This is a genomic window from Arthrobacter sp. 2MCAF15, from assembly GCF_052115605.1.
Lineage (GTDB): Bacteria > Actinomycetota > Actinomycetes > Actinomycetales > Micrococcaceae > Arthrobacter.
The window spans coordinates 111735-130472 of record NZ_JBFRGZ010000012.1; the positions used below are offsets into that span (position 1 = coordinate 111735).

Here is an 18738-nt window from a genome sequence, read left to right on the forward strand (position 1 = left end):
TGCGTTACAGAATGGGCATGTTCGGCGTCCTATAGGATCTGAACATGCAACTAGCTTCCTCCGGGAGTCGCCCTGAGGGCCATTCCGCGGGCCGTCCCATCAGCCGCCAGGTCCTCGCCGACCACGTCTATGAAGAGCTTCTGGCGTCGCTGATGGACGGGCGGCTCGAACCCGGGACCGCAGTGAGCATCGATGGAACCGCCAGGGAGCTCAACGTTTCCCCGACGCCGGTGCGCGAGGCGCTCGCGCGGCTCGAACACACCGGAATGGTCCGCCGCGTCGCGCTCAAGGGCTACCGCGTTGCGCCGATGTTCACCCAAGAGGACTTCGCCGAACTCATGGCGGCGCGGCTGGCCATCGAGCCCGTCAATGCCCGCCTGGCGTGCGCCCGCCTGACGCCGGCGCACCATGCCGAGCTGGCCACGGCGGTCGCCGACCTCAAGAAAGCCCCGCGTGGCCCGTCATTTGCGGAGTACCGCGACTATCTGGAGGCCGACGAGCGCTTCCACCGGCTGATCGCGGAGCAGACCGGCAATCAGTTCATGGTGGCCGCCTATGCCGCCCTCGGCGGGCAGGTCCAGCGCTTCCGCCTGTTCGGCGGCGTCGGCATCACGGACGCGGAGCAGGCGATCGCCGAGCACCAGGCGGTCCTGGATGCGCTTTCCTCGGGCGACCCGGAGAAGGCCGCAGCTGCCATGGCCGAGCACGTGCAGAAGGTGCGCGGACGCGCCATCGCGGACGCTCCCGCAGAATAACCGCCGTCCCGCAGAGGTCCAGCCGGCGACCCTAGGGCCCCGCCTCCGCCCCGTTGACGCCGCTGGGCGGCCTCAACGGGCTGCTGCAAAAGCATTCTCGTGACCCCCTTCACAGCCAATCAAAGACCCTATAGGATCTTCGATTGTGACGGCTATGCTGCCGACATGGGGGACTCACAAGGGAGTGAAAAGTGCATACAGAGACTTTGGCCGCAGGGCCCAGGGAATCGGCAACACGCCGCACCATCAAGAACCTGCGGTGGTGGATCCTTGGTTGGGCGCTGGCCGCCGGCATCATCAACTACATGGACCGCAGTGCGATCTCCATCGCCGCGCCGCAACTGATTAAAGACTTCGGCATGACCCGCACGGATATTGGGCTCCTAGGCACGGTGTTCTCCTGGACCTACGCTTTTGCCCAGCTGCCCGCCGGCTGGCTCGTGGACAAGCTTGGCGCACGCCGGATGTACTTCCTGGCCATCGCGGGCTGGAGCATCGCCACCGCGCTGATGGCCATCGGCGGCAAGATGTGGCAGTTCATCACGTTCCGCTTCCTGCTCGGCATCACCGAAGCCCCGAACGGTCCGGCATCGGCCAAGCTCACCGCCGACTGGTTCCCCCGGGCCGAGCGCGGGCAGGCCACCGCCATCTGGGATAGCGGCTCCAAGTGGGGACCCGCCATCGCCCCGCCCATCCTGACCGCCATCATGCTCGCCTTCGGCTGGCAGGCCATCTTCATCTTCCTCGGCGTCGCGGGCCTCGTGCTGGCCCTGGCCTTTTTCATGTACTACCGCGCTCCGGAGGAGCACAAGCGCATCAGCGCGAAGGAACTGGACTACATCGAAAGTCAGCGCACCACCCAGCTCCTGACGGCCAAGAAAGTTTCGTGGCTCGGACTCTTCAAACACCGCCAGATCTGGGGCATGATGGCCGGTTTCTTCTGTGTCATCTGGATCTGGAATATCTTCATCGTCTTCCTGCCGCTCTACCTGCAGGAAGAACGCGGCGCCAGCATCGCCAACTCCGGCTGGCTTGCCGCCGTCCCGTACCTCGGCGCGGCCATCCTGGGTATCACCGGCGGCTGGGTCATGACGCGCTACTCGAAAAAGGCAGGCCGTGACCCGCTGCTGGCCAAGCGCCACGTGATGTCCGTCGCTGCCATTGCCGCCGGCATCCTGATCTGCCTCATCCCGTTCGTGGATTCGCTCCCGCTCGCCATCGGTGTCATGACCGTGGCACTGGGCTTCGTCGCCACCATGCAGGCAGCCGCCTGGGCCATGCCCGGCGACATCGTGGATAACTCCCAGGTCGCATCCGTCGGCGCCATCCAGAACTTCGGCGGCTACTTTGGCGGCGCCTTTGCCCCGCTGCTGACCGGCGTCATCGCCGACGCCACCGGCTCCTATGCGCCGTCGTTCGTCATCGGCGGCATCATCGCGGCTCTCGCAGCCGTGGCCTACACAGTACTGGTCCGCGAACCCATCAAGGACAAGACCGCAGCAACCCAGACGGAAAGTCGAACCGAAGCATGAGCACAGCAACAAACGAATTGACGACGACGGCGGCCGCCACCGGCGCGGGCGCCCCGGCGCCGGGAGCCACCCGGGCGGGAACGGCCCGGCTTAAGTTCAACGTGGCCGTCACCGCCGACGCTGCCCGGCCAGACGGAAGCTCCATCCACGGGGATCTGGGTCTGCAGCGACTCAGTGAGAACGGCATCGCCTGGAGCGTCCTGCCCAGCTACACGGACCCGGTTCCGCTGGCCGACCTCGCGGGGGTCCAAGCCGTGCTGTCACTGGGGCACATCGCCTTCGATTCACGCACCGTTGACCACGCCCCGGACCTGAGACTGATCGCCCGGTTCGGGGCAGGGTACGAGACCATCGATTTGGACGCCTGTACCCGTGCCGGAGTCGTTGTCACCAATACACCGGACGCCATCCGGCGGCCGTTGGCAGTGGCGGGACTGACCCTGCTCCTGGCGCTCTCGCACAAGCTCCTTGCCAAGGACAGGCTGACCCGGACCTCGGACTGGGGGCAGCGCGAGCACTACCGGGGCGCGCCGCTGGTGGGGCAGACGGTCGGCATCGTAGGCTTCGGCAGCGTGGGCGCCGAACTCGCCCGCCTGCTGGCCCCGCTCGGGATGAAAGTAGTGGGCAACAACCGCAGCGGCCGTCACGTGGAGGCCGCCGAGCTCGGCGTCGAGCTGCTGGGCCTGAACGAGCTCCTGGAGCGCTCGGACTACGTGGTGCTCTGCGCCGCGCTGACCCCGGCGACCGAAAAGCTCATTGACGCCGCCGCGTTGGCCCGGATGAAGCCAAGCGCCTACCTGATCAACATCGGCCGCGGAAAGCTCGTGGACACGGATGCCCTGAGGGAGGCCCTCCGGGACGGCCGGATCGCGGGCGCCGGACTGGACGTCTTCGAGCCGGAACCCCTTCTTCCCGACGACGAGCTGCTGACCTTGGACAACGTAGTGCTTTCCCCGCATTCCCTGTGCTGGACCGAGGATTTCACCCGGGACGTCGCGGCCAGCGCCATCGCGTCGGTCCTGGCCGTCGCCGCGGGGGAGCGCCCCGCTAACGTCCTGAACCCGGAAGTCTTCGCGACCGAGGCTTTCGCCGCGAAGGGCGCGTAATTCGGGATGTGACCTTGACAACACCCTATCGATAGTAAATCCTATAGGAAACAGGATTCCACGAAGGAGTGAACCCATGGCTTACACAGCCGAAAACTGGCCCATCACCGCAGCGCTCCTGCAATTCCCGGGAACCGACGCACAGGGTAACCACATCAACGACGCCGACGCCTCCGCATGGGCCGAGGTCTTCACCGAGGTCAAGGACGCCGGCTTTGCCAACGCAGACCTCACGGACAGCTGGGTCCGCCCCGGCGAGTTGAGCTCCGCCCGCCTCGCCGAGTTCAAGCGGACCGCCGACAACGTGGGCATCGGCATCCCCGTCATCTCGGCCATCCGCCGCAGCGTGATCGAGGAGGGCAACTGGGAAGCCAACCTGGCCTACAGCCACCGCACCATCGATGCCGCGGCCGAACTGGGCTGCGAGGTCGTCTCGTTCGGACTGCACCAGGCCATCACCGCCGAGCAGCAGAAGCAGCTGTGGTTCTGGACCGTCGAAGGCTACAAGGACCCGGTGGGGGACAAGGAAACCTGGGGCAAGGCCGTGACCCGCCTGCGGGAACTCGGCCAGCACGCGGCCGAGGTCGGCGTACTGCTCTCGCTCGAAATGTATGAGGACACGTACCTTGGCACCGCGGATTCCTCCGTCCAGCTGGTCCAGGACATCGGCCTGGCCAACGTCGGCCTCAACCCTGACATCGGCAACCTCATCCGCCTCCACCGCCCCATCGAGGACTGGCGCGAGATGGTCGCCAAGACCCTCCCCTACTCCAACTACTGGCACATGAAGAACTACATCCGCGACGAGGACGTGGCCCGTGACACCTACGTCGCGATGCCGGCCCCGATGGAAAGCGGCCTCATCAACTACCGCGAGGCGTTCAAGGTCGCGCTGTCCGTGGGCTTCCAGGGCATCCTGTGCACCGAGCACTACGGCGGCGACGGTCTCTCTGTCACGGCCAGCAACCAGGACTACCTCCGCCGCCAGGTCCTGCCGAAGACCGACGGCTACGCCCTCGGCCAGAGCCAAGTGGCCCAGGGCCGGCAGCAGCCCGCAGCCACGGCACTCGCCAGCGTCTGACCCTGCACCGGCACCTCACACGGGGACCAGACCCGGCACGTGACACCGGGGTCCTGGTGCGGCCGTCAAGCCATTTGGGGGGGCGGCCGCACCACCCCAGCTCCAACACAGCTCCCTACCCACAGCATTAGTTCTCCAACACGGATTCAATGAGGAACCATGACCCAGATCTTCGACAATCCCGCCGATTTCGCGGATGAGGCACTGGACGGCTTCGTTGCGGCCAACCGCGGCTACGTTGCCCGTGTCGACGGCGGCGTCGTCCGCTCCACCGAAGTCCCGGCCGGGCAGGTCGCCCTGGTGGTCGGCGGCGGCTCCGGGCACTACCCGGCCTTCGCCGGCCTCGTCGGGCCGGGCCTGGCCACCGCCTCGGCCTGCGGCAACATGTTCGCCTCGCCCGCGGCCGGCCAGGTCTACCGCGTGGCCAAGGCCGCCAACGCCGGCGGCGGCGTGCTGCTGAGTTACGGCAACTACGCCGGCGACGTCCTGCACTTCGGCCAGGCCCAGCTGCGGCTCAACGCCGAAGGCATCGAAACCCGGACGGTCCTGGTCACCGACGACATCGCCAGTGCCCCGCTGGAGCAGATCGAGAAGCGCCGCGGCATCGCCGGGGACCTGACAGTCTTCAAGATCGCGGGCGCCGCCGCGGAGGCGGGACTGAGCCTGGACGACGTCGAACGGCTGGCAATCCGTACCAACTACCGCACCCGCTCCCTCGGCGTGGCCTTCGACGGCTGCACCCTGCCCGGCGCGGACGCACCGCTGTTCACGGTCCCGGCGGGGCACATGTCCCTCGGCCTGGGCATCCACGGCGAACCGGGCATCTCCGATCACCCCATGCCCACCGCCTCGGAACTGGCCGAACTCCTGGTCAGCCGCCTCCTGGCCGACAAGCCGGATGACGCCGGCACCCGCGTGGTCGCAATCATCAACGGCCTCGGCACGGTCAAGTACGACGAACTCTTCCTGCTGTTCGGCAAGGTCGAGAAGCTCCTCACCGCCGCCGGGCTCACCGTGGTGGAACCCGAATGCGGCGAGCTCGTCACGAGCCTGGACATGTCCGGACTTTCCCTGACCCTGCTGTGGCTGGACGAGGAACTCGAACAGTACTGGGCCGCCCCGGCGGACACCCCGGCGTTCCGCAAGGGAAACCTCGCGCCCCGCGCCCGCCGCGAACTCGCCGGTCCCGAAGCCGCCCAGGCCGCCGACGTCGAGCGCCCCACCGCAGCGGCCGCAGCCCTCGGCCGGCTGGCTGCCGACCTGCTCGGCCAGACGCAGAACGTGATCATCGAGCATGAGGAAGAACTCGGCCGCCTGGATGCCATTGCCGGCGACGGCGACCACGGCATCGGCATGCGCCGCGGCGTGGACGCGGCCGTCGCCGCTGCCGGACAGGCCGCTGCGAACGACGGCGGCGCGTCGCCATCGCGCGTCCTGACCTCGGCGGGGGAGGCCTGGAGCGAACGCGCCGGCGGCACCTCGGGGGCGCTCTGGGGCTCGGCAATCATCGCGGCCGGACAGGCCCTGGGCAACCAGGACAGCTACAGCGGCGAGGACGCGGCCGCCGCGGTCACGGCCTTCGTGGACGCCATCACCGAGCTCGGCAAGGCCGAGCTGGGCGACAAGACCATGGTGGATGCCCTCGTGCCGTTCCGTGACGCCTTCCTCACCGCGTTCGACGCCGGCACCCCCGTGGCTGCCTCGCTCGCCGCCGCAGCGGAAGCCGCCACTGCCGCCTCGGACGCGACGTCCGAATTGCGTCCGCTCAAGGGCCGCGCCCGACCGCTCGCGGAAAAGAGCCTCGGCCACCCCGACCCCGGCGCGGTGTCCTTCGCACTCATTGCCACACGGATTTCTGCACACACCGAAACTTCCAGCACAGGAACCCGGCTCGCTACATCCGAGCCGGCGGAACAAGGAGCAACAGCATGAGCACAACACCAGGCTGGCGCATCGTCGTCGGCAACGATGAGGCCGGCGTCGAATACAAGAACGCCCTGAAGGCCATGCTCGAAGCGGACCCGCGCGTCGCCTCCGTCCTGGATGTCGGCGTCGGAGCGGACGACTTCACCGCCTACCCGCACGTGGCCGTCGACGCGGCCCGCAAAGTCGCCGAGGGCGACGCCGACCGGGCGCTGCTGATCTGCGGCACCGGCCTGGGCGTGGCCATCGCTGCGAACAAGGTCCCCGGCATCCGTGCCGTCACCGCCCACGACAGCTACTCCGTGGAACGGTCCGTCCTGAGCAACAACGCCCAGGTCCTCACGCTCGGCCAGCGCGTGATCGGGCTGGAACTCGCCAAGAAGCTCGTGGGCGAATGGCTGAGCCACCGCTTCGATGAAAACTCCTCCTCCGCCGCCAAGGTGGACGCCATCTGCTCGTACGAGCCCGAATACACGAAGGCAGTCTGAACATGACCGAATCAACAGAAACCGCAGCCGCCATCAACGCCGCCCGCAAGATCGCCGTCGTCGGCTCCGGCTACATGGGCGGCGGCATCGCCCAGGTCCTGGCGCTCGGCGGCGCCCGGGTGGCGCTCGCGGACGTGTCCGCCGAAGTGGCGCAGAAGAACTACGAGCGGCTCCTGGCCGAATCCGACGAATTCGTTGCCGCCGGGCTCTTCCCGGCCGGTTCCACCGCCATCCTGAAGGAAAACCTCTGGGCCGCCAAGGACATCGAGGAAGCCGTGGCCGACGCGGACTTCATCGAAGAAGCCGTCCCCGAGGTCATCGAGATCAAGCACCAGACCCTGGCCCGCATCAGCGCGGCAGCCCGGCCGGACGCCATAATTGGCTCCAACACCTCCACCATCTCCATCGCGGACCTGTCCGGGCCGGTCGCCAACCCCGAACGCTTCCTGGGCGTGCACTTCTCCAACCCGTCCCCGTTCATCCCCGGCGTCGAAATCATCCCTCACGCCGGCACCTCGGCGACAACGGTCGGCGCCGTCCGCGACCTCGTGCACGCCGCCAACAAGCAGACCGCCGTCGTGAAGGACGTCACCGGGTTCGTGCTCAACCGGCTCCAGTACGCGCTGTTCCACGAAGCCGCCCAGCTGGTGGAGCAGGGGATCGCGACGGCGGAGGACGTCGACACCCTGGTCCGCACCACCTTCGGCTTCCGGCTTCCGTTCTTCGGCCCCTTCGCCATCGCCGACATGGCCGGGCTGGACGTCTACAACTTCTGCTACAAGTCACTCCAGACCGATTTCCCGGGACGCTTTGCGACGCCGAAGATCCTCACCGATCTCGTGGAGGCCGGAAAGCTGGGCACCAAGACCGGCGCGGGCTTCCTCAACGTCCCGGCGGAGCGAACGCCGGAGCTGATCGCCTACCGGAACAAGGCGTACGTGGCCATGCAGAAGCTCATCGACGAGCTCGGCCCCGCGCCCATCAACTGAGTCCGCCTCTTTCACTTTCACTTCAGGAGCATTCCCATGAGCATTTTCCCCGCAGAACGCACTGCCATCATCACCGGCGCAGTGTCCGAGCGAGGCATCGGCCGGGCCACCGCCAGCTACCTGGCGGCGCAGGGCTGGAACATCGGCATCATCGACCTCGATGACGCGCGCTGCAAGGCGACGGCCAAGGAACTCGCCGCCGAATACGGCGTCAAGGCCTTCGGCGCCGGCGCCAACGTGTCCGACGAAGCTTCCGTCCGCGCGGCCATCGACGCCATCGAGGCGGAACTGCCGCAGATCGTTGCGCTCGCCAATGTGGCCGGCGTCAGCTCACCGGTTCCCTACCTTGAACTCGACGCCGCCGAATGGGACCGCGTGCTGAACATCAACCTCAACGGCGTCCACTACGCCACGCGCCGCGTCGCAGAATCCATGGTCAAGAACAGGATCGGGCGCATCGTGAACATCTCCTCCGTCTCCGCGCAGCGCGGCGGCGGCACTTTCTCCAAGACGCCGTACTCGGTGGCGAAGGCCGGCGTGATCGGACTGACCCGCGCAACGGCCCGCGAACTGGGCGAATACGACATCACAGTCAACGCCATCTCCCCGGGCCCCATCGACACCGACATCATGGGCGGCACCCTCAGCGAGGAGCGCAAGGACGAACTCACCAAGGACCTCGTGGTCAACCGCGTTGGCTCCACCCGGGACATCGCAGCAGCCATCGCCTTCCTCATCAGCGAGGACGCCGGGTACATCTCCGGCCAGACGCTGAATGTGGATGGCGGCCTCTACATGCACTAAGGAAGAAGCATCGTGGCCCAACACAGCCAAACCCCCGCCACCTCCGGATTCGCAGCCTGGAGCAAGGGCCGGAAGATCTACCTCGCCGTCGGGGTCCTGGCCTGCCTGGCCGGCGTTCTGATGATGGTTTTTTCACGCTAGGTTCCTTGGCCGGGGCCGGCCCTGGCCAATCGGCTTGCTTTGCCTTGCTTGGCCAGCTCCGGCCACTCTCCACGCACCTGATTCACCCACTGAGTTACACCACTGATTGCTCGACGAGGAGTTTTTGATGTCCGTAACAACAACGTCCACCCGGGACCTACTGGAGACGCCGGTCCTTAAATCGGCCATCTCCAAGGCGTCCCGGCGGCTGATGCCCATGCTCGTGATCCTGTATGTGGTCGCCTTCCTGGACCGCACCAACGTGGGCTTCGCCGAAGCCGCCCTCGGCGTGGACAAGGGCATCACCGCCGGCGCCTACGCCCTGGGCGCCGGGATTTTCTTCATCGGCTACGCCCTGTTCGAAATCCCGAGCAACCTGCTCCTGACTAAGTTCGGGGCGAAGGTGTGGCTAGCCCGCATCGCCATCACCTGGGGCATCGTCTCCGCCTGCTTCGCGTTCGTCCAGGGCGAGACGTCCTTCATCATCCTGCGCTTCCTGCTCGGCGTCACCGAGGCCGGGCTCTTCCCCGGTGTCATCATGTTCCTGGCCGCATGGTTCCCCAACAAGGTCCGCGTCAAGATGTTCGCCATCTTCTACCTGGCCCAGCCGTTCTCCCAGATGATGGGCGCACCGCTGTCCGGCTGGCTGATCAACATCGGCGACCAGGTGCCCGGAGTCCAGGGCTGGCAGGTCATGTTCTTCGTCGAAGGCATGCTGGCGGTCATCGCAGGTATCGCCGCATACTTCTTCCTCATCAACAGCCCGCAGGACGCCAAGTTCCTGGACAAGGACGAGAAGAACGCGCTCCTGGAAGTCATGGAACTCGAGGACACGGTCAAGGAAGAATCCGGGCCGCGCGGCGTCCTGGCCGCCATGAAGAACGGAAAGGTCTGGTACTTCACCGTCATCTACTTCTGCCTGCAGATCGCCGTCTACGGTGTCACGTTCTACCTGCCGCAGCAGGTGGCGCAGCTGACCGGCCAGAAGGTGGGCATCGCCGTCGGCCTGATGGCAGCCATCCCGTGGTTCTTCGGCATCTTCGCCTGTTACTTCATCGGCAAGGCCGCCAACACCGTGGTCCGCCGCCGGGTCTGGGGCACCGGGCTGTTCATTTCCACCGGACTCTGCATCTTCGGCTCCGCCTGGGCAGGCGCGAACCACATTCCGGCACTCGGCATCCTCTTCATCACCCTGGCCGTGTGCTCCTTCCTGTCCATCGGCCCCATCGCCTGGTCCTACCCGACGGCGTTCCTCACCGGAACGGCCGCAGCCGCGGGAATCGGACTGATCAACTCGCTCGGAAACCTCGGCGGCTTCGTCGCGCCGATCCTGCGGACCTCGGTCAACCAGATCACCGCCTCGGACACCGGAACCATGGGCGTCTACGCCCTGGGCGTCCTCCCGTTCCTGGCAGCGGCCATGATGTTTGCGACCCGCCGCTTCAAGAACAAGGCCGACGAACTGCTCGAGCAGTAGGGCCCGCTCGCCCCTCCATCCATTCCCTATCCGGATTCCAGTAACTGGATCCAGCAGAAAGCACCAACACATGCAGCACAGTCCCGACAGCCAGCCCTCCAGCACTCGCGTCCTGGTGGGGGTCAGCACCAAGATGTACCTCGGCTACCGGGACAGCCTGGACTGGCTTGGGCGGCTGCGGCACGAAGTGGACACCCGTCCGGCCCTCGCGGCCGGGCGGGTTGTCCCGTTTGTCATTCCATCCTTCCCTGTCCTACCCGCGGCGGCCCGTCTCCTGGCGGATTCGCCGGTGCTGCTCGGGGCACAGAACTGCGGCTGGGCGGACGGCCCCTGGACCGGAGAAGTGGCGCCGTCCATGCTCGCGGAGCTCGGCGTCCGGCTCGTGGAGATCGGCCACGCCGAACGCCGGCGGCACTTCAACGAGGACGATGCCATGGTGGCTCTCAAAGTCCGGGCAGCGGACGACGCCGGGCTCACGCCGCTGCTGTGCGTGGGAGAGACCCAGCGCGGGGAGCCGGCGGTGGCAGCGGACTTTGTGTACCGCCAGATCGAGTCGGCTGTCGACGCCGACTGGGACCTCGCCGGGCGCTTGGTTGTGGGGTACGAACCGGTTTGGGCCATCGGCGCGGCCGAGCCCGCCGCCGCTGCCTACGTGTCCGACGTCGTTCAGCGGCTGCGTGGGCGCCTCGCCGCGGTCGGCGTGTCAGGAGGGCCGCCGGTCATCTACGGCGGATCAGCCAAACCCGGACTGCTGCCAACACTTCAGGGTGTCTCGGGCCTGTTCCTCGGCCGATTTGCGCACGACCCCGCGAACTTCGGCGCAGTGCTGGATGAGGCACTCCTCCTGGCCGAAGGCTTCCCTGGGCCGGAGCCTGCCACCGTTGGACATGTCCTCCCCTGATTGTGAGCAACCGCTGGGCATGTCCAGCCTTGGCCGCGAAGAGTGGGCAGAACACCTTTGTGCCCACTGAGGGAGGCTACGAATGGGCATGTCCGTCAGACTGGCTAGGTCCAACCAAGGGACATGTCCAGCCTTGGTCGTGAAGAGTGGGCAGAACACCTTTGTGCCCAGTGGGCGGGGCGAAGAATGGGCATGTCCCGCGGGTGGTCAGGCACAACCAAGGGCGTGTCCCACGGAGTGGCGGGTGAGGCTTAGGAAGCCACCGATCGCTGGCACAAGCCGATGAAGCCGCCCAGCTGTTCCATGCCCTCCGGATGCGTGGGCAGGTAGTTCGTCAGTTCCGGCGCTCGGACGATCACTGCGCGCCACTGTCCGCGGGAGACCGCCACATTGATCCGGTTCCGCGAGAGCAGGAACTCCATTCCGCGCGGAGCCTCGGCCACCGCCGAACACGCCATGGACACGATCACCACTGCGGCTTCCTGCCCCTGGAACTTGTCCACCGTTCCGACGCGGACCTCGGCCAGGCCGGCGGCTTCCAGAGTTTCGCGGATCACGTTGACCTGGGCGTTGTAGGCCGCCACTACCAGAAGGTCCGACGCTTCGAGGGGCCGGGTGCCCTGATCGGTATGCCACGGCAGCCCCAGATGCCGCCGCACCTGGTGGACCACTTCGGTGGCTTCCTCGGGTGAGGACGTGGTGTTGCCCGTGTGCTCCACGAGGACAGTTTCTATCCCGGCAGGAACCCCGTCCAGGTGTCGGAGCCCCGCGGCAGGCGCGGACCGAAGTTGACCCTCGTAGGCGAGCTCGGACACGGCCACGCACAACTCGGAGTTCATGCGCCAGGTGTCGGCCAGGAAATACCCGAGTTCCGGCGGAAGCGTGGCATGCCCCGCGGAAATCCAGCCCAGGGCGGACTCGTCGACCGGCTCCGGATGCGCGCCCTGGCTGACCTGCGGCAACTGTTGTGGGTCGCCGAGCAACAGCAGCCGGCTGCTGGCCTGCGCGACCGCAAGCGTATTGGCCAGGGAGAACTGGCCGGCCTCGTCGATTACCAGCAGGTCCAGGGACCCCGCGGGAACACTGGACCCCGTCATGGTCCAGGCCGTGCCGCCCACCAGTGCTCCGCCGGGCGAACCGAGGAGCCGGACGACGTCCTGCGCCGACCGCTGGTCCCAGACAAGCGGCTCCCCGTGCTTCACATCCTTGGCGACAACCGCAGGGTCCACTCCCGCCTTATCCACGGCCGTCCTGAGCAGGTTCTCGACGACGGCGTGGGATTGGCCCACGACCCCGACCTTCCAGCCGCGGGCCACGAGACGGGCGATCACGTGGGAGCCCACATGGGTTTTGCCGGTCCCGGGCGGACCCTGGACAGCCACATAAGAGTGGTCCAAAGCAGTGATGGCTTCGGTGATGGCGTCGATGTAGCGGTCTTGGCCGTGGCCGGGCATGGGCAACGGATGCCCCGTCATAAGCCGCGGCGGCACCCGCCGCACCAGATCCAGGGCAGGGTGGTGCGGGAAAGCAACACGGGGCGTCGCGTCGTCCGGGCTCTTGCCGCCCTTGGTCGCCCGGCGTAAACCGTCGGCGACAACATCGGCCAGGCCCGCCAGCGCCTCCTCGAGGCTCTTGGTCTGGATCGGCTGGTCTTCGGTCAATGCGATGGGCAGCTGCGGGTACGGTTCGATATTCCTCCGGAGCTTGTCCCGGATGACGACGGTGTCCTTGCCGTCCTCGTGGCCGAGCTCCAGGATCTCGGTCCCGAACCAGCCGTTGCGCCCGGTCCCGTCGATGCCCGTGCCTTCGAGCCCGGCGGGAAGCGGTGGCTCATACATGCGGAACCAGGTGCTGCCCTCGCGGAGGTCCGAGCCAGGGCTGACGGTGCCGATCAGTTTTACCCGGCGTTCGGGCAGCTTGGCGCCGTCCTTCCACCAGTCCTCCAGCACCACCGCATCCTCGACCAGGAAGACGTTGCGGTCCTGCTGGTGGTGGGTGTCGGGGCCGTTCTCGCAGCGGTCAAAGTGCGCCCACCAGAACGCCTTGCGCTCGCGGCGGTGATAACTGACGGCTGCCGCCAGCATGGCGACAGCTTTTCGATCGTCCTCGGCCAGACCGCTCTCCGGATCGGCGAACACGGCCAACGCCACTTCGGCGGAACTCAAACCCGCATCCACTGCAGCGCCGTCATCCCCGGTGCCGGATTCCCTCGTACTGATTTTCCTGGCGCCGGAGTCCTTGCCGCTGGTGGAGTTGGTCGGGGCGATGGCGCCCTGGCTGATCCCGCGCTCCTGCGCCAGGTCCAGGAGCCAGTTCCGGAGCTCGAGCGTGGACAGGCAGTCGTATTCGTTGTAGTCCGAGATGCTTGCCAGGATCTTCCCTGCTTCCTCGGGCCGCTCATTGTCCTGGGCGTCGCAGTAGTGGGCGTAGGCAACCACGGAAGCTCCGGCGTCCTTGACGTCCCCGGAGCGCAGGTTGGTCCCCATGTAGAGCGGCTCGAGCTTCTTGATGCTGTAGGAGTTTTCGGAGATCCGGATGCTGTTCCGGACCGTCTGGTAGAGGTCCACCAGGAGTCCGTCCCGCAGCCACTGGTCTACGGTGTCCTCGCCGGCTACGTGCATCACGGAGAGCTTGCGGAGGGCCGTTTTCTCGTAGGCGGCGTAGTGGTAGACGTGCATGTCCGGGTATTCCTGCCTGCGCTTCTCCACGTAGGCGAGGAAGTCCAGGAAGGCCTGCTTCTCCGCCTCCCGGCTATGGGCCCAGAACGGCCTGAAGATTCCGGCGGCGCCGGGCTGGGTTGGCGCTTCGATGACGCCGAACAGGTACTCGAGCCCCCAAATCCCGGTGGCGCTTTCCTGCCAGAGCGGATCGCCCTCAAAGTCGAAGAAGATATCGCCGCAGCTGGGCGGCGGCAGCTCGGCAAGGGTGTTCTCCGGGATGACCGCGTAGCGGATCGAGTGCTCCTCGCCGTCCTTGACGTACCGGACGCCGCCGTAGGATCCGCCGATCCCGCTCTGCATTCTCGCCTGCTGCTGGAGGCGCAGGAGCGCGGCATTGGCCGCCGGGAGGGTTGCCTGCGCGAGGTCCTTGACCGAATAGATGCCCTGCTGGTGCAGCTTCTTGCGCTGCGCCGAGTTCATCCTCGCCACCAGGAGAACGTCGTCGGTGGCCATGACCATCTCCTGGCAGTAGTCGCAGCGGCCGCAGGCCGTGAGGCCGGCCGCACCCCAACGCACAGGGCCGGGCTGCGCCCTGTGGCCGGCGGTCAGGGCGAGGAAACGCTCCCGGCGTTCCCGGAACACCGGCAGGATGTCGGCGAGTTTGTGGTGGCTGCGGACGTAGTCGAACCCGCCGTCGGCCAGCTGCACCGTAGCGCCCAAAACGAGTGTCACCGCCGGATCCACCGGGATTCCGGCCCTCAGGAGTTGGTCCCCGTAGGCCGCAAGCTGGAGCAGCGCCGTCACCTTGGCGTGGCGTGCCAGTTTGGTGTCGAACACGGCGTAGCTACCGTCCGGCTGCCGGACCAGGAAGTCCGAGCGCCCATGGAACTGCCCGTCGAAGAAGGCTGCCTGGAACACGACGTCGGCTCCGGAACGCAGCGCTTCAATGGACTCGGAATGCTTGGCCAGGAGAGTGGCGCGGTTCATGCCTTGGGCCGGGACAACGTCGTAGACGCCGCGGGCGGTGGCCGGATCCCACATCCCGAACTCGTCGATGAAGGAGTCGAGCACCCGGTGCTCGTGGACGTCACCCAACACGGCGGCATGCCGGAGCATCTCGTCATCCTCGAAGGCAGCCTTCGGCGCGCGGCCCAGCTTCTCATCGAGCTTCCGGAGCAGCTGGTACTCACAGCTCGCGGCCACCACAAGATCGCTCGCCGAGTAGACCAGGTCCGGTGATGAGCCCGGAACCTCAGGTTCAAGGAAAAACACGGTGCCCCCGTTGTTGTTGCCCTCTGTTGATTGGGCGCTCTGTTGATTAAGCCCTGCATGAGCCGAGTCCGGCCTTCCTCGTTCAAGCTATCAAAGACCTCCGACAATTCAGCGGGCGGAGCAGGAGCAGGCGCCCCGGCAACCCGGAATGGCAACCGGCGAAATCCTCTCTGGTTCCTGTAACGAGATCCTCTCTGGTTCCTGTCGTAGGTTCGGCGTAGGGTCTGGGCCATGACCGAACAGCAGCCCTTCGAACTGGTCCGGCGGTTCGCGCACTTCGAGCTGCGTCGATATCCCGCGCATGTTGTGGCCGAAATACAGGTCACCGCGACGTTTGACCGGGCCGGGAATGCTGCCTTCCGGCACTTGTTCAATTACATCAGCGGCAGCAACACCGCCCGTCAGGAGCTCGCGATGACGGCCCCGGTGCTCCAGGAACTGGGTTCTTCGCAGAAGCTGGCGATGACAGCCCCGGTCCTCCAGCGCGGTCCGTTGCCGGGAAGCGATGTGCCCGCCGAGTTTGTGGTCGCCTTTGTGCTCCCCGCCGGGTTGACGACGGAGACTACCCCGGCCCCGGCAAACCCCGACATCAAGATCCGGGCCATCCCCGGGTCCCTGGCGGCTGCGCTGCGGTTCGCCGGCAGCGGGTCGGAAGCGGCCTTTGAACGTCACAACACAGGCCTCCAGGCGGCACTCGTGGTAGCCGGATTGAATGCCGTGGGGCCGCCACGATTCGCCCGCTTCGATCCGCCGTTCAAGCCTTCGTTCCTCCGACGGAACGAGGTCGTCCAGGATGTCGAGCCGCCCGAGTCCGGATCCGGCACTGCCGGGGCAGGACTTGGGTAAGGCAAAATGGGCAGGGTGACTCAACTCCCGCAACGCCCTTCCCCAGCAGCTCCCGCAGCCCCTTCCGCACCGCCCCGGCCGGCGACGCGTCCAAAGGCAACGTCGCCTCAGGCCACGTCTGCGCACGCGCAGGAGTCCGGCATCGCCACCCAGATCGCCGCGGAACTCGGCGTCCAGGCCTGGCAGGTCACGGCCGCCGTGGACTTGCTCGATGCCGGGTCCACCGTGCCCTTCATCGCCCGGTACCGCAAGGAAGCCACCGGCACCCTGGACGACACCCAGCTCCGCGACCTGGAGGAACGGCTGCGCTACCTCCGCGAGCTCGAGGACCGCCGCCGGAGCATCCTCGAAGCGATCGCCGCGCAGGGTGCACTGACCCCGGAACTGCAGGCCGCCGTCGTCGGGGCCGACACGAAGTCCCGGCTCGAGGATATCTACCTCCCGTTCAAGACCAAGCGGCGCACCAAGGCGCAGATCGCCCGCGAAGCCGGGCTGGAGCCGCTCGCCGACGCGTTGCTGAAGCGTCCGGACCTGGACCCGGAACGCGAAGCGGCCAAGTACCTCAACGCCGAACACTCGATCGGGGATGCCGCCGCGGCGCTCGCCGGTGCCCGGTCCATCCTGGTGGAGCGCGTCGCACAGGATGCCGACCTGGCGGAAACGCTCCGGGAGCGGCTGTGGACCCAGGGCCGGATGGTGTCCCGCGTGAAGAAGGGCAAGGACGCCGAGGGGCAGAAGTTCAAGGATTATTTCGAGTTCTCCCAGCAGCCGGCCGGGATGCCCTCGCACCGGGTCCTGGCGCTGCTGCGCGGTGAGAAGGACGGCGTGCTGGAGCTCGATCTCGCCGAGGCTGAACCGAACGACGACGCCGCCCTCACCGCCGCCCGCGGCCGCTACGAAGCCGCCGTGGCCAGGTTCCTCGGGGTTGCCGACCGCGGCCGGCCCGCCGACGCCTGGCTGCTGCAGACCGCCCAAGTGGCGTGGCGCTCGCGGGTGCTGGCCCGGCTGACGGCGGACCTGCGCAGCCGGATGTTCGCCGCCGCCGAGGACGAGGCTGTGCGGGTCTTCGCCGCGAACCTGCGCGATGTGCTGCTCGCCGCGCCGGCCGGGAACCGCGCCACCCTGGGCCTGGACCCGGGCCTGCGCACCGGTGTGAAGGTCGCCGTGGTCGACGGCACCGGCAAGGTGGTCGCGACGGACACCATCTACCCGCACGCCCCGGCCCGGAAGTGGGACGAGGCGCTGCGGACGTTGGTGGCCCTGGCGAAGAAGCACGGCGTGGAACTCGTCGCGATAGGCAACGGCACGGCGTCGAGGGAGACGGACAAGCTCGCCGCCGAACTGCTCAAGCAACTCGCCACCGAGCCCGCCAATTCGGCCACCAAACCGGACACCAAACCACAGAAGATTGTGGTGTCCGAGGCCGGGGCCTCGGTCTATTCGGCGTCGGCGCTCGCCGCCGCGGAACTGCCCGGCATGGACGTGTCCCTGCGGGGAGCCGTCTCGATCGCCCGGCGGCTGCAGGACCCGCTTGCTGAGCTCGTCAAGATCGAGCCGAAGTCGATCGGCGTCGGGCAGTACCAACACGACGTCACGGCGGCGAAGCTGGACCGCAGCCTGGACGCCGTCGTCGAGGACTGCGTGAACGCGGTGGGCGTGGACGTCAACATCGCCTCACCCGCGCTGCTGAGCCGGGTGGCCGGCGTCGGGCCGCTGCTGAGCGAGAACATCGTGGCGTACCGGAACGAGCACGGGCCCTTCAACAAGCGCAGCGAGCTGAAGAAGGTGCCGCGGCTGGGCGCCAAGGCGTTCGAGCAGTGTGCCGGCTTCCTGCGGATCACCGGGGGAGCGGAACCGCTGGACGCCTCCAGCGTGCACCCGGAAGCGTACCCGGTGGCCCGGAAAATCAAGGCTGCGGCCGGAAAAACGCCCGCCGCCGGAAGCTATGCGGCGTTGAATCCACAGGAGTTCGTGGACGGCATCTTCGGGCTGCCCACGGTGCAGGACATCATCGCCGAGCTCGAGAAGCCCGGCCGTGACCCGCGGCCTGCCTTCGCGGCGGCGGCGTTCTCCGAGGGCATCGAGAAGATCTCGGACCTCAGGCCCGGGATGGTGCTGGAGGGGACCGTGACCAACGTGGCGGCGTTCGGGGCGTTCGTCGACGTCGGCGTCCACCAGGACGGCCTGGTGCACGTGTCCGCGCTGGCCAACCGGTTCGTCTCCGACCCGCGCGAGGTGGTGAAGTCCGGGCAGGTGGTCCGGGTCAAGGTGCTGGAGGCGGATCCGGAGCGCAAACGCATCTCCCTGACGCTAAGGCTCGACGACGAACCGGCAGCTTCCGGGGGCGGCACACCATCCGCCCGGCTCGGTCAGCCTCAGCAGCAGTCCCCGAAAGGGCAGCCCGGGCAGGGGAACCCCGGACAGCAGCGGCAGGGGCGAGACCGACAGCAGCAGCCCCGCCAGGGGCAAGACCCGAAGGCAGCCGGGCGGCAGTCGCAGCCGCAACGGGCTGCCTCCCAGCCGAGGCCCACGCCGTCGCCCGTCAACACCGCGATGGCCGAGGCGCTCCGGAAGGCTGGCCTGGGCAAGTAGCGCCCTCAGCACCCCCCGGATAGCGCTCGCTGCCGGGGGGCTTCTGCTCGGAAGCACGCCCGCCGCTTATCGCTGAAAACCTACCGCTCGGCGCATAACTAGTACGTTTGCTGACGATCTGCACCATGATTGCCGGAGGCCACGGTCCGGTCAGAGGTCCATTGCCTCAAT

14 protein-coding genes are annotated in these 18738 nt (G+C 67.2%); 13 read left to right on the forward strand and 1 reads right to left on the reverse strand.

What is annotated here, in order from left to right; all coding sequences use genetic code 11:
• Positions 1-44: 44 nt before the first annotated feature.
• From AB4089_RS14570 to AB4089_RS14620, 11 genes are all read left to right on the forward strand, one after another.
• Positions 45-755, forward strand: a complete 711-nt coding sequence (locus tag AB4089_RS14570) for a GntR family transcriptional regulator (RefSeq protein ID WP_441409988.1) — start codon at positions 45-47, stop codon at positions 753-755.
• A gap of 191 nt (positions 756-946) precedes the next feature.
• Positions 947-2287 (forward strand): MFS transporter, encoded by a 1341-nt coding sequence (locus AB4089_RS14575; RefSeq protein ID WP_441409989.1) that lies wholly within the window; start codon positions 947-949, stop codon positions 2285-2287.
• Positions 2284-3393, forward strand: coding sequence for a 2-hydroxyacid dehydrogenase (locus AB4089_RS14580; RefSeq protein WP_441409990.1), 1110 nt, complete (start codon positions 2284-2286; stop codon positions 3391-3393). Before AB4089_RS14575 ends, AB4089_RS14580 begins: the two co-directional genes overlap by 4 nt.
• Before the next feature lie 76 nt (positions 3394-3469).
• A complete protein-coding gene (locus tag AB4089_RS14585) occupies positions 3470-4474 on the forward strand; it encodes a sugar phosphate isomerase/epimerase family protein (RefSeq protein ID WP_441409991.1) in 1005 nt (334 codons plus the stop codon).
• 159 nt (positions 4475-4633) lie between these two features.
• Positions 4634-6406, forward strand: coding sequence for a dihydroxyacetone kinase subunit DhaL (gene dhaL / locus AB4089_RS14590; RefSeq protein WP_441409992.1), 1773 nt, complete (start codon positions 4634-4636; stop codon positions 6404-6406).
• The gene (locus AB4089_RS14595; RefSeq protein WP_441409993.1) at positions 6403-6885 is read left to right on the forward strand and encodes a ribose-5-phosphate isomerase; all 483 of its coding nucleotides are present in this window, start codon (positions 6403-6405) and stop codon (positions 6883-6885) included. Before dhaL ends, AB4089_RS14595 begins: the two co-directional genes overlap by 4 nt.
• 2 nt (positions 6886-6887) lie before the next feature.
• The gene (locus tag AB4089_RS14600; RefSeq protein ID WP_441409994.1) at positions 6888-7874 is read left to right on the forward strand and encodes a 3-hydroxyacyl-CoA dehydrogenase family protein; all 987 of its coding nucleotides are present in this window, start codon (positions 6888-6890) and stop codon (positions 7872-7874) included.
• 36 nt (positions 7875-7910) lie between these two features.
• A complete protein-coding gene (locus AB4089_RS14605; RefSeq protein WP_441409995.1) occupies positions 7911-8678 on the forward strand; it encodes an SDR family NAD(P)-dependent oxidoreductase in 768 nt (255 codons plus the stop codon).
• 12 nt (positions 8679-8690) lie between these two features.
• Positions 8691-8819, forward strand: coding sequence for a hypothetical protein (locus AB4089_RS14610; protein WP_441409996.1), 129 nt, complete (start codon positions 8691-8693; stop codon positions 8817-8819).
• 127 nt (positions 8820-8946) lie between these two features.
• On the forward strand, positions 8947-10296 hold the full coding sequence (locus AB4089_RS14615) for an MFS transporter (RefSeq protein WP_441409997.1): 1350 nt from the start codon (positions 8947-8949) through the stop codon (positions 10294-10296).
• A 70-nt stretch (positions 10297-10366) separates the two neighbouring features.
• Complete coding sequence (locus AB4089_RS14620) at positions 10367-11197, forward strand: triose-phosphate isomerase family protein (RefSeq protein ID WP_441409998.1); 831 nt, start codon at positions 10367-10369, stop codon at positions 11195-11197.
• A gap of 251 nt (positions 11198-11448) precedes the next feature.
• Here AB4089_RS14620 and AB4089_RS14625 read toward each other — a convergent pair whose 3' ends face one another.
• Complete coding sequence (locus AB4089_RS14625; RefSeq protein ID WP_441409999.1) at positions 11449-15129, reverse strand: TM0106 family RecB-like putative nuclease; 3681 nt, start codon at positions 15127-15129, stop codon at positions 11449-11451.
• A 231-nt stretch (positions 15130-15360) separates the two neighbouring features.
• Between AB4089_RS14625 and AB4089_RS14630 the strand changes: the two genes are divergently transcribed.
• Both AB4089_RS14630 and AB4089_RS14635 read left to right on the forward strand, forming a co-directional pair.
• Complete coding sequence (locus AB4089_RS14630; protein ID WP_441410000.1) at positions 15361-15975, forward strand: SOUL family heme-binding protein; 615 nt, start codon at positions 15361-15363, stop codon at positions 15973-15975.
• Positions 15976-15990: 15 nt separating this feature from the next.
• Positions 15991-18567 carry a Tex family protein gene (locus tag AB4089_RS14635; protein WP_441410001.1) on the forward strand — a complete coding sequence of 859 codons (2577 nt, stop codon included), beginning with the start codon at positions 15991-15993 and terminating at the stop codon, positions 18565-18567.
• Positions 18568-18738: the final 171 nt, after the last annotated feature.